Source organism: Myxococcus xanthus, from assembly GCF_013116825.1.
Taxonomy (GTDB): domain Bacteria; phylum Myxococcota; class Myxococcia; order Myxococcales; family Myxococcaceae; genus Myxococcus; species Myxococcus xanthus_B.
In genome coordinates this window covers 13,407-25,758 of sequence record NZ_JABFNS010000055.1, presented here as the reverse complement: position 1 = coordinate 25,758, position 12,352 = coordinate 13,407, and the positions used below count along the sequence as shown (strand labels likewise).

At 70.9% G+C, this 12,352-nt stretch carries 8 protein-coding genes; 1 reads left to right on the top strand and 7 read right to left on the bottom strand.

Annotation, left to right across the window (positions count from 1 at the left end; translation table 11 throughout):
- Positions 1-70: 70 nt before the first annotated feature.
- From gshB to HNV26_RS17865, 4 genes are all read right to left on the bottom strand, one after another.
- On the bottom strand, positions 71-1,039 hold the full coding sequence (gene gshB, locus HNV26_RS17880) for a glutathione synthase (protein WP_171442646.1): 969 nt from the start codon (positions 1,037-1,039) through the stop codon (positions 71-73).
- A gap of 79 nt (positions 1,040-1,118) precedes the next feature.
- Positions 1,119-2,864 carry a serine/threonine protein kinase gene (locus HNV26_RS17875; RefSeq protein ID WP_436410048.1) on the bottom strand — a complete coding sequence of 582 codons (1,746 nt, stop codon included), beginning with the start codon at positions 2,862-2,864 and terminating at the stop codon, positions 1,119-1,121.
- Positions 2,865-3,198: 334 nt separating this feature from the next.
- Positions 3,199-3,495 carry a hypothetical protein gene (locus HNV26_RS17870; protein ID WP_140786513.1) on the bottom strand — a complete coding sequence of 99 codons (297 nt, stop codon included), beginning with the start codon at positions 3,493-3,495 and terminating at the stop codon, positions 3,199-3,201.
- 30 nt (positions 3,496-3,525) lie between these two features.
- Positions 3,526-3,822 carry a hypothetical protein gene (locus HNV26_RS17865; protein ID WP_090491134.1) on the bottom strand — a complete coding sequence of 99 codons (297 nt, stop codon included), beginning with the start codon at positions 3,820-3,822 and terminating at the stop codon, positions 3,526-3,528.
- A gap of 204 nt (positions 3,823-4,026) precedes the next feature.
- On the opposite strand from HNV26_RS17865, the gene HNV26_RS17860 reads away from it, so the two are divergent.
- A complete protein-coding gene (locus HNV26_RS17860) occupies positions 4,027-6,228 on the top strand; it encodes an EB domain-containing protein (RefSeq protein WP_171442645.1) in 2,202 nt (733 codons plus the stop codon).
- Between the two features lie 667 nt (positions 6,229-6,895).
- Here the strand turns inward: HNV26_RS17860 and HNV26_RS17855 are convergent.
- From HNV26_RS17855 to HNV26_RS17845, 3 genes are all read right to left on the bottom strand, one after another.
- On the bottom strand, positions 6,896-8,203 hold the full coding sequence (locus tag HNV26_RS17855; protein WP_253816726.1) for a hypothetical protein: 1,308 nt from the start codon (positions 8,201-8,203) through the stop codon (positions 6,896-6,898).
- A 310-nt stretch (positions 8,204-8,513) separates the two neighbouring features.
- Positions 8,514-9,245, bottom strand: a complete 732-nt coding sequence (locus tag HNV26_RS17850; RefSeq protein ID WP_171442643.1) for a head GIN domain-containing protein — start codon at positions 9,243-9,245, stop codon at positions 8,514-8,516.
- Positions 9,246-9,337: 92 nt separating this feature from the next.
- On the bottom strand, positions 9,338-12,205 hold the full coding sequence (locus HNV26_RS17845) for a serine/threonine-protein kinase (RefSeq protein ID WP_216612459.1): 2,868 nt from the start codon (positions 12,203-12,205) through the stop codon (positions 9,338-9,340).
- Positions 12,206-12,352 lie beyond the last annotated feature (147 nt).

The window sequence follows — 12,352 nt, the reverse complement described above, 5'->3', positions numbered from 1 at the left end:
GAAACATGAGTCAGCCCTCAGCTCAGGGAGGACACCGGGCGCCGGGCCGCCCGGCGTCCTCCGGCGGGGCTCAGCGCGCGGCGCGCTCGGCGACGAGCCGCTCCGCCACGTCCAGCACCTTGGCCTCCACGCACACGTCGTCCAGGAGGTTCGCCTCCACCAGGCCGGTGGGGCTCGTCACGTTGACCTCGGTGAGGTAGGTGCCCAGCACGTCGATGCCCACCAGCCGCAGCCCGCGCTTCACCAGCTCCGGCTTCAGGCGCTCGCAAATCTCCAAATCCCGCGGGGTGAGCACGGCCTTCCGGGGCACGCCGCCGGCGGCCATGTTGCCGCGGTGGTCGTCGTCGGACGGGACGCGCAGCACGCCGCCCACCGGCTCGCCGTCCACCAGGAGGATGCGCTTGTCGCCCTGGCGGCTCTCCGGGATGTACGCCTGCGCCATGACGGCCTCGCGGCCGCCCCGGGTGAGCATGTCCACCGCGGAGCGCGCGTTCCGGTCCGTGGCGGACAGGAAGAGGATGCCCTTGCCCGCGAAGCCGTCCACCGGCTTGAGGATGGTGCCCGCCGCGTTGCGCGCGATGAAGTCCAGCAGCACCGGCAGCTCGCTGGTGACGCGCGTGTCCGGCATCAGGTCCGGGTAGCGCAAGGAGTAGAGCTTCTCGTTCGCGTCGCGGATGCCCGAAGGCTCATTGATGTAGACAGGCGGCCGGCCCGTACCGCACAGCTCCACCAGCTGGGTGGCGTGCAGGAACTCCGCGTCCACCGGCGGGTCCTTGCGCATGAAGAGCACGTCCAGCGAGGACACCGGGCGAGGGGCCTCGTCGAGGATGTCGAAGTGCCGTCCCGGCTCGCGGCGCACGATGACGTGGCGCATGCGCGCCTCGGCGCACTCGCCGTTGAAGCGCAACCAGCCCTGTTCGAAGTAGCGCACCTGGTGGCCGCGCTTCTGCGCTTCGAGCATCAGCGCAAACGTGGAGTCGTGGTCCACCCGCACCGTCTCGAGCGGGTCCATCAGGAAGCCAATGGTCAGAGGGGCCATACAGTCCGGAATCAGAGGGAGAGGGGCGCGAAGATAACCAAGTGCCCCGGAACGTGCCCCTCAATCCCGGTTCTGTGTTTCAGCGCTCGGGGATTTCCGCCAGCTTCAGCCGGAACTGGGTCGTCTCCCCGGCGCTGATCGGCACCGACAGCATGCGCTTCTTGCCGTCCGGGCCCACGATGGTCAGGTCGTGCTCCCCCGCGGGCATCGCCACGTTGAACATCGGCGTGCGGCCCACCCGCTTCTTGCCTCGGAAGACCTCCGCCTCCGGCAGCACCAGCAAGGTCAGCTTGCCCCGGCCCTTCGCCGGGCGAGCGCTCGCCGCCTCCTTGGAACGGGAGCCCTCCGCGTCCTCGCCGCCCACCGCGGCGCCCAACGCCTTCGCTGGGGCCTCCGCGGTGCCGGCATCCGTGGACGGGCCCGAGCCCGGTCCCAGGTAGACGGGCAGGTTCGGGTCGTGGTGGGGGAGGGTGCGCAGCACGCTCGCGTCCTCTTCCTCCACCGTCTCGTTCAGCACCTTCGACAGGTGCCAGGCGGCATAGCCACCGCCCACCAGGATGCCCATCAGCACCAGCCCCCACAGCACATTGGAGGCCTTGCTCTCCGGCGGCTGCGGCGTGTCCTCCACGGCCGCCGAAGCCTTCCGGGGCGCCGCCGCGGGCACCTTGCGCGAGGGCTTGCGCGGCATGCCAGCCACGCCGTTCGACGGCGTCGGGATGTCGTTGCGCTCGGGGAGGTAGGGCCCGTCATCACTGCGCAGCGCCCGCTTCGCGGAGTCCAGCATGACGCCGTTGGTGGTGCCGTCCGCGGACTCCAGCATGACGCGCGTGGCGGACATGCGCTCGGCGAACCAATCCTGCATCAGCGCGGCCCGGTCATGCGCGTCCAGCAGCAACTTGCCCGCCGCCGCTTCAATCGCCCGGGCCATGTCCCGGCCGGTGGCGAAGCGCTTCTCGCGGCTGCGCTCCAGCGCCCGCATCACCACCTTGGACACCTCTTCGGGCACGTGCGGCGAGACGTGCGAGGGCCAGGGGACGGGCGCCTCCAGGATCTTCATCATCTCATCGCGCTCGTTCTTGCCCGCGAACAGGCGCGCGCCGGTGATGAGCTCGTGCATCATCACCCCGACGGAGAACAAGTCACTGCGGCCGTCCAGTGTATCGCCGCGCACCTGCTCCGGGGACATGTACCCGGTGGTGCCCTTCACCGTGCCGACGTTGGTGCGCTCCAGGCTGTCCTTCGCCTTGGCGATGCCGAAGTCGAGCAGCTTCACCACGCCGTCGTACGTCACCATGATGTTCTTCTGGGCGACGTCGCGGTGGATGACGGGGCTGGGCGCGCCGGAGGGCGCCGTATAGGTGTGCGCGTAGTGCAGCGCCATGCAGACGTCGCGCGCCACCGACAGCGTGAAGCCCAGCGGGAGCTGCTCCTGGCGGCGCAGGCACGCGCCGGTAATCTGGTTCAGGTTCTGCCCGGCGATGAACTCCATCGCCAGGTAGAGCCCGTCATCCTCGCGCCCCAGGTCGAACACCTGCGCGATGTTCGGGTGGTTGAAGGCCGCGGTGATGCGCGCCTCGTCCAGGAACATGCGTTCGAACTGCGCATTGTCCCGCGCGTCCGGCAGCACCCGCTTGATGACCACGTACTTGCGGAAGCCACCTGGACCCGAAGTGAAGCCCAGGAACAGCTCCGCCATTCCGCCCACGGAGAGCTGCGTGACGACCTCGTACTTCCCGATGCGCTCGCCCCGATAGAAGTCGATGGGGAAACCCTCCGCCGGCACCCCGCTGTCGGGGCACATCCCGCGCCAGACGATAACAGGCATGTACGGGGCGGACGTGTGGTGAGAACGGGCCTCCACCAGGGGTGCCTCCCGCATCCACCGGGAAGCTGTGGATGGCCTGTGGACAGTGGGGGAGGGGCTGTGGAGAAACCCCGGTGTGGATCAACACCTGTGGGTTCCCGGGGATAACCGTCACCTTACCCACATGTAGCACATCCCGAATTCGTGAGTGTTCCCGGGAGCTTGCTGACTTGTCCCCAAGTCCGAGCTGCCTACTGCCACTACCAATAGATCAATACCTCTTATGAACCTTTAGAAGAAGCAGTCCGCCCTGGGGACGAAGTGCCTGTGGAAACCCAGGGCAGGTGCCTCCACCTCAAGGCAGCGCCAGGCGCAGCTGTTCGAGCAACGCAGGCAGCCGGGTCATCAGCTCCCGGTCCATCTCCTCCAATGCCCCGCGAAGGGCCGCCAGGTCCTCTGGGGCGCGTTCTGCGGTCACCATGCGCTGCAGGACCCTCAGGCGCTGATTGCGCTGCACCAGGCTGCCCAGGACGTCCTCCAGCTCATCGCTGAGGGCCTCGCCCAGGCGCAGGTCGTGCCCGATCAGCTCCCGGAGCTGCTCCACCAGGTACGTGAGGTCCCAGGATTCTGCGTATCCAGCACGGCGTGACATCTCACCCCTGGCCCAGGCGGGTCGCCGGGCTCACTCCAGCGGCTGGGGCCGCAGCAGGCCCACGAGGGTGAGGCGCGAGCGGGACGGGTCCAGCTCCACGCTGACCTGGCAGCCGGCGACGTCCAGCCGCAGCGTGTACGGGAACTCGGGGGGCAGCTGGCTTTCCTCCTGCCGGGCCAGCGCGGCCAGGCGGAACAGCTCGGCGAGCAGCTCCTGGCGGGTCTCCGCCGCGAGCCCCTCCACGGCCGCCTGAAGGCCGCGTGGGATGAGCACGGTGAAGGCCTGCGATGACGAAGGGGCGCATGAGGAGGATGCGACAGAGGTCATGGCGTACCCTGGGTGCCAGAACCATACCCTTCCGGCATCCAACCATTTCGCGTGGTTGCAGCCTGTAGCAGTGGAACGGCCTGTAAAAAACACTGCCCCCCTCCCCGCCGACCCTGAAGTGTTGGGAGGTGGGACATCGAGGGGACGGGGTGTCCGCGGGGCCTTCTGGCGCGGGTATAGCCAGGAGGCACGGGGGGGAACGCCATGGCGCACGCAACGCAGGCGTCCCGGTACAGCGGCATCGTCTTGGCGCTGATGCTGGGGTTGGGAGCGGCGGCTTGTCGGGACACACCGTCCCTGTCGGGGGCGGAGGGGCGGTTGCGGTTGTCGGCGCGGCGCGTGGACTTCCCGCACGCCTACCCGGGCACCCGGCGGGAGGCCGAGGTCCGCGTGGTGAATGGCGGCCGGGCTCCATTGGACGTCACGTGGACGGACGTGACGGCGCCCTTCTCGTTGGAGGCGGCGCTGCCGGTCCGGGTGCTGGCGGGCGAGGTGCCGGTGCGTCTGCGCTTCGCGCCCGAAGCTGAAGGAACCTACGAGGTCATCCTCACCGGCACCGCGTCGGACGGCGGCCAGGTGCAGTTGGTGCTGGCGGGCGAGGCGAAGCCGGTGCCGGAGTGCTTCACACCCGTGACGTGCGCGGCGGCCACCTTCGACCTGGTGACGGAGCGGTGCGTGGAGTCGGTGCTGCCGGACGGCACCGCGTGTGAGCCGGGCAATGCCTGCATCACCGGCGCCACCTGCCAGGCGGGACGCTGCCGGGGCGAGGAGCGCGCCTGTGACGACGGCAACGCCTGCACCACGGACGTGTGCCACGTGCTGGACGGGTGCCAGTCCGTGCCGGCGCCGCCCTGTCCCGCGGCCGGGCCGTGTCAGGTGGGGACGTGCGACCCGCGGATGGGATGCGCCACGGCCCCCGCGCCGGACGGCACCCTCTGCGGCGCGGCCCAAGGCACCTGTGAGGACGCGGACGTGTGCCTGGATGGGGCCTGCGTGAAGCGCGACCTGCCGGAGGGCTTCCTGTGTGAAGCGGCCAGCCCGTGCCAGGCGTCGGGGCGCTGCCGCGGCGGCGTGTGCGCGCGGCCCGCGGCGCAACCCCTGAAGGTGGATTGGGAGCACGACGCCCGGGCGGGAGAAGAGCAGCTGCAGGACCTGCTGGTGGGGCCGGAAGGCGACGTGACGCTGTCGGGCTTCTACGGCACGCCCGTGCTGGACGCGGCGGGCGAGGGTCCTCCGGTGCGGGCCTCCAATCCGGCGCGCCGCTGCATGCTGTGGAACGACCGGCTCCTGTGCATGGACATGCCGACGGACGGGACGGTGTCGCTGCTGGAGCGCGACACGGGGACACCGCGGTGGACCTTCACCCTGGCCGACGCGCGGCCGGACTTCCGCGACAGGACGCAGACGCTCTTCCTGGCGCGGCTGGCGGTGATGGCGCCGGACCGGCTGGCGGCCCTCTTCGAGGCCTACCCCACCGACCAGCGGCGCGACACGTCGTGCCGCATGTACTTCCTGGTGGTGCTGGATGCCTTCGGCCACATGGTGTCCGCGCGCGAGCTGACGGACCCACAGCTCGCCGAGTGCAACCACCCGCACCCGTATGGCCTCGCCTCGGACGCGGTGGGGGACCTCTACGTCGCCTTCGCGCCCACGCTGAACACGGGGGCGCCGCTGGCGTCGGGGACGCCCTCGTTGTTGATGGCCTTCTCCTCGGACGGGGTGCCGCGCTGGCGGAAGACGGAGCCCCTGCGCGCGGGCGAGCTCGCGGTGGTGAACGGGCTGCTGCTGCCCGAATGGGGCTTCCAGGCGTTGAGCACCCGGGACGGGACACCAGTGGGGAAGCACCTGGCCCAGCAGTTGGGCCGCGCGGTGGCCACCCGGGACGTGGTGGTGCCCAGCGCGTCGGGCACCACGGTGAACGCGGGTGTGGACAGCTTGAGCTCCACGCCGGCCGCCACGCAGCTGAAGGGCTTCCGGCTCCCGGGCCTGGAGCCGGCGTGGCTGTACTCGCTGAAGGAAGGCCAGCACCTGACGAGCAAGGAGCTCCGGCTGGCCACCTGGCCCAGGGGCGCGGGGCTTCCGCCCGAGACGTTGGTGCTGACGCACGCGGTGGCGGCCGACAACCAGCGGTTGCTCGTGGGCGTGCGCGCGCGGGATGGGGCGGAGGCCTTTCAGTGTCCGCTCGACTACGCGCCGCGCACGGTGCCGCAGTTGATGGAGCTGGGGCCTGGCGCCCTCTACGTGATGGATGGGGCCCTCAGCTGTGGCGAGTGCGATCCGCCCTTCGCCAACAGTCAGCCACGCTTCATGCGCTTCCCCATGCCGGGGTTGCTGCCCGCGAACGCGCCCTGGCCCGGGACTTTCGGAGGGCCGGGGCATGGGCACCATGAGAACGCGGCTCACTGAGCGGCGCGGCCCTTCACTGTGGAGAACTTGTGGGCGTATCGGAAGACGGCACGTCGTGCGTGCGCCCCGGCGCGCGCAGGCGTCGCTCCGCTTCGCGCACGGAGGCCCCCGGCCGGGCCAGCGCCTGGGGTCCATCGATGGCGAGCACATCCTCCGGGTTCATAGGAAATGACGCGCGCAGCAGCTCGGGGGGAGCCGAGCGCCTTCGAGGGGACAGGCCACCGGAGCTCGGAGAAGCGCAGGGTGAGCTCAAGCCGGCGTAGCGGTTTCCCACATATCGCGCTGCTTCATGACGCGCCCTGAAAGGAATTCAGTCTCCACCGCGCCTGCTCACACTCATCGTGAATGCGCAACTGCTATGGGTCCTCACCACATCCGGCCTGTCACGGTGCTTGCGGGAGTCAGGACCCGGCGGGTGGACAGGCCCCGCGCAGCCGATATTCTTCGCCCACCGTAGCGTTGGCGTTCGTGGACGGTATTCCACGGTGCCCACGCGCAGGCCGCTCGGGAAGCAACCCCCTTGTTCCCGGCGCTCGCGTGGAAGGAGTGCGGTTGCCCGGACGACCTTGGAGGTCCGGCGTGCGGCGGCTTCGTGGCATCGTGGGGGGCCCGCTCGGGCCCCGGGTGGAAGTCTCCCGGGGCCCGAGAGACCTCGTTTGAGTCGCCGCTACGGTTGTTGTGTCTCCGCCGCCTGATTCGCTTCCACGCGCGTGAAGGACAGCAGGTAGGCGGGCTCGTCTCGCGTGCTCGCTTGTATCAACTCCTCCGTCAGCGCATGCAGGGGCCAGCGGTCCATGGACGCCTTGCGGAAGAGGGCCACCGCGCCCTCCAGCGCGCTGATTCGCGCCAGCGCCTGTTCACGTCCGGCCTCGTCGCCCATCTCCTGGGCGCCGCCGCGGACGAGCTGCAGGCCCACCATGCGCTCCACCATGGTGGGTTGTTCGGCCATGCGCGCGCCGATGTCGCGGGTGATGCGGCCCAGCCGCTTCCGGCCCTCGGGGGACAGCGAGCCGCGCGTGCCCACGTTGCGCGTGCGCAGCACCCATGAGCCCCGGTCCGTCACGCTGTGGGCCGCCACCGCCATCGCCGTGGCGCTGACATCCGGCACCCCCGAGCCCTCCAGCAGCTTCCGGGCTTCCTCGTACGTGCGGGTGAAGACGCCCTCGCGCCACACGGGCAGGGCGGCCACCTGCTCCAGGCGGTCGATCTCCGCCGCGCTCATCTCCGAGCCCGGCTCCGTGTCTCCCAGGAGCAGCAGCAACTGGAGCTGCATGGCGCGTGGGTTCGCGGCCGCCAGCGCCTCCAGCTTCTGGCGGAACACGGTGCGCGCTTCGTCGTGGGAGGACTGCGGCAAGGCCTCGCCCCGGAGCACGTCCATCACCGCCACGAAGAGGGAAGGGTCCTCCAGCCGAGGCACCTGCCGCAGCAGGAAGAGCGCCTTGTCCGCGTCCAGTCGCGGGCTGCCCAGGGCCAGCATCAGCCTCACGTCGTCCGACGCGGCGCGCTCCCAGGCGGCCATCGCCGCGGCGGCGATGGCCGGGTCGGGCGGCAGCGGTGTGGCTCCGGGGAGCAGCTCGCTCTGCTGAAGGTCGGGCTGGCCCAGGTCCACCCAGGCCTGGCGGAACGCCTGCTGCCAGTCCATGCCGGGCGTGCGCCGCAGCTCGCCCAGCCGCGCCAGCAGCTTTGTTTCCGGAGCGCCCGGGGCGGCGGCCTCCAGCCGGCGGAGCGCGTCGCTGGCCTCGGTGTCCTGGCCTTCCTCCAGCGCGAGACAGGCCTTCACGAGGAGCGCCGGAGCATGTTGGGGCGCCAGCTTCAGCGCGGCCGCCAGTGCCTCATGCGCCTGGGCCCGCTGTCCCGTCGCGGCGGCCCGAGCGGCGCGGTCCGTCTGGACCAGCACCTCCATGGGGGCCTGGGACTTTGCTTTGGGCGCCTCGTGTGTGGGGTCCGCGTGGGACTCGCCATGTGCGTCGTGCATGTCCCGCGGGGTGGAAGCGGGGGATGGAGGCCGTGGGCTCCACAGGAAGAGCCCTCCGGCCAACACCGCCACGCCGACGCCCGCGCCTCCCCACAGGAGCTTGCCGCGTCGCCGATGCGCCGGGGCGTTATCGGAGGAAGGGAGGGGAGGCGTCATCGGGCTGGAATCTCCGCGAGGGGTGGGGACGCGCATTCCAGCCGCCCCGGCCCTCGTGGAGCAAGCCGGCCCACCCGCTACTCCGGGTGCTGTCCCGTTCACCCCACCCGTGTGCTGTCATTGACGCGGTACGCCTCCCACGGCGGCGGGCGCGTCAGTCCTTGTAGACGACCTTGGAGCCTCCGCTGGCGCGCACGTCGCTCTGGCTCGGGCGGGACACGAGCTGGAGGACGCTGCCCCCGGAGGCCTCGCCGCTGACGCGGTCGGACGCATCCACCTCCACGCGCGAGCCGCCGCTCGCTTCCGCGTCCAGCGTCTTGACGCCCTTCACGTCCAGGGCCCGCACGATGGAGCCGCCGCTGGCCTCGACGTCGAAGTCCGTTGCCCGTCCCGCCAGCGTCACCTTCGAGCCACCACTGGCCTCGGTTTCCACCTGGCGTGCATCCACGCCGCGGACGTTGACGATGGAGCCGCCGCTGGCCTCGACGTCGAACTCGTCCGTGCGCGTGGCGTCCGCGTCCACGTGGCTGCCGCCGCTGGCGTGGATGCCTTCGACGCGCGGGCTGGAGACGTACAGGCGGACGCTGCTGCCTTTGAATCCGCTGAAGAGCTTCTTGTCCACGCGGGTGCGCAGCGTCCCGTCATGCACATCCGTTTCGATTCGGGACACGAGTTCGGCAGGTCCCTCCAGGCGCACGGACTTGGGGCCCACCTTCACCTCGGCCCGGATGCCGTGGCTCACCGATACCTCGTCGAAGTCGGGCACCTCTCGGACGTCGCCTCGCTGTTGTGCGGAAGCGGACGCACCGGCTTGAGGATCCTGGGCATGGGCACAGGCACCGAAGAGGAGGAAGGCGGTGACGATTGAGACGCGGGCGGGGGACATGGGCACGCTCCAATGGAAAAGGGGGGCCACGACACCGGCCCCGGCGTGCTCAAGGTACGCACGCCCCCGGCATTGATTGCCTGCCCCGCCGTTCAGGGGTCCGAAAGCAGGCTCAACGGGCCGCGGACGGAGGTCGTCTCCCCGGGCTTGATGTCCACGGGGACCTGGTGCGCCTTGGTGGTGGCATCCACCAGCTTCAGGGTGTGCTGGCCCGCGGGCAGCTTCACCTTGAAGAGCGGCGTCTTGCCCAGGTCCTGGCCGCCGAGGAACACCTGGGCCTTGGGCTCGGTGACCAGGGTGAGGAAGCCGGGCTCGCCCGCCGGTGCGCTCTCCGGGGCGGGCGGCGTGGTCGGTGCCTTGCGGGGGGCCGTGGCGACCGCCTTGCTCCGCTGCGCCCCGTTGCGGACGCGCTTGAAGGTCCTGGGCTCCTTGAGCGGGGTGTCGTCCTCGGTGGCGGGGGCCGAGTCCGGGGCAATCTCAGCCGGTACGGGGAGCTGATCCGTCAGGGTGGCGGGGTCCACATCCGCGATGGCCAGGGCCGAATCACCCGTGTCCTTCGGCCCATCATTCACCGGTGGGGCCACGGGCGTCGCTGTGGCCGCCGCCACGTTCTTGTCCGCGTTCACCGGAGGGCGTGTCCCGGCGGTTGGCTGGGAGGGCGGTGGGGCACCCTGACCGAGCAGGGGGCTCAGCCGGGAGGACACGACGCCACCGTCCAGCCCCAGCATCACCACCGCGACGCCCAGCGCCAGCACGCCCACCGCCGCCGTGACAGCCATCCAGGCCCGGCTTCGCCGAGGTGGTGGTTCGGGTTGTGGCTGGGACTGGGGGGCCCGTGCGCGCCTGGGGCCTGTCGTGTCGCTCCCTCGGCCTTGCACCGTGGATTCTTCGTCGTCCTCCTCCATGGGCATGTCGTGGAAGCGGACGGGCTGGGTGGTGGGCTCGGTCGAAGCGCCACCCTGCCGGCGGCGGGGAGGAATGGGTCGGCGCGGCGAGGGCGTCACCGGAACCGTGTCCCCGCCACGCTCGGGGGGCGGCACCGGCATGCGAATCATCGCCGTCTGCAGGTCGCGCTCGGCGGGGGGCGGCGTGGGCACGGAGGCGCGCAGGCCGTCCTGGGTGCGGGACGCGCGGGCCCGTACCTCGGCACGCGGGGGCTCATCCACGGACGGGGATGGCTCCGGCGTGCGAGATGAACGGGCCCGTGGAGCGTCATCCGAGGTGGGCGCCGGCTCATGTGCGCGGGATGAACGTGTCCGAGGCGCGTCATCACCAGCCAGGGAAGGCTCGGGCGTACGAGACGCACGTGCCCGAGGCGCGTCATCGCCAGCAGGCGCCGGCTCAGTCGTGCGAGCTGAGCGTGCCCGAGGCGCATCATCCGCGGCAGGGAGCGTATCCGGCGTGCGAATCGGTCGGGCGCGAGATTCCCCGGGCGCTGGAGGAGCGGGTGGCTCCGGGGAACGGACCCCGCGGACCTGGGTCTGTTCCCGGTCAGGGGTCTGGGCATCGGCCGCCGAGGCCCGCGAGCCCTGGCGTCCGGAGGCCTCACCCGGCGCGGACGCAGAGGCGCCCGCGTCCCGGCCGGTGCCCGGCACCTGCGTGCGGACCGTGTGCTCCGGAGCGTGGGCCGGCATCCCTGGCTGGGTGCGCGCGTGCTGCCCCCCGGACGGAGGGAGCGTCACCGCCTCGGCGGGGGGCGGCGGCGGAGCGTGTACGTCAGCGGGAGACGCGCGCGAGGCCAGCCGCTTGCCCGGAGGCGCCTGAAGCACGGCCTTGCGAACGGCGCCGGCTTCCGGGGACACGGCGGGAGCGCCCGTGGTGGGACGCCGGGGCGAGGGGGGCGGCGCGGCGCTCCGAGGCGCTCCCGAAGTCCGAGACGACGGCGGCAAGGTGACGCCGCCGGTGGGCAGCTCGGACGGCTCGACCCCCATGGCCATCACCTTGGCCAGGTTCACCACGCCGGTGGTGTCTCCCGTGTCGTTCTGCCCGCTCATCAGGAGCTGCCGCGTCTGCTCGCGCCGGTCGGAGAAGAGGCGCAGCATCAGCTCGCTGCTCTGCTCGGGATGCCAGATGAGCGGTCCCACGGCGCGCTCGATGGCGCGGGCGAACTCCAGCGTGGAGGCGTACCGGTCCTCGCGGCGCTTGGACAGCGCGCGCATGACGATGGCGTCCAGCTCCGGCGGCACGTGCTTGTTGGTGCGCGAGGGCGGCGTCACCTCGCAGCGCAGCACCGCGTTCATCATCGCCTCGGCCTGCTTGGCGTAGAACAGCCGCATGCCGGTGAGGCACTCGTGCAGCACCACGCCGAGGCTGAACAGGTCGCTGCGCGCATCCAGCGGCTCGCCCATGATCTGCTCGGGCGACATGTACCCGCTGGTGCCCTTCACCATGCCCACCGCGGTGCGGCTGGCGCGGGCCAGGCTCTTGGCGATGCCGAAGTCGAGCAGCTTGGTGACGCCCTCGTACGTCACCATGATGTTCTTCTCCGCCACGTCCCGGTGGATGACGGGAGAGGGGCGGCCCAGCGGATCCGTGAAGGTGTGTGCGTAGTGCAGCGCCACGGCGGTATCGCGCACCGCCATCAGGCTGTAGCCCATGGGGATGGGCGTGTTGGCCTGCCGGCACGCGCGGGCCACCTCCACCAGCGTGGCGCCCGGGACGAACTCCATGGAGAGGAAGAGCTCTCCGTCCGCGATGTCCAGGTCGTACACCTGGGCGATGTGCGGGTGGTTGAACGCGGCCGTCACCTTGGCCTCGTCCAGGAACATCCGGACGAACTCCTCCTCGCCGCGGATGTCGGGGAGGATTTGCTTCAGCACCACCAGCTTGTGGAAACCCGCCAGGCCCCGCTGGGATGCGAGGAAAATCTCCGCCATCCCGCCCGTCGACAGGCGGCAGAGCACCTCGTACTTGCCCAGCGAGCGCGCTTCCGGCGCGAGCGGCAGCGTGTTCCCACTCATTGAATGGCGCCGAATGTACACCGCGAGCCGGATGGACGCGAAAGCCCCGTCCCTCACGGGTTCGCTACCGGACCTGATGACTTCCCGGGTAGGGCGGAATTGAAGCCGGATTCAGGTGGGGAATCGTGGGCGGCCAGGACGGCGGAT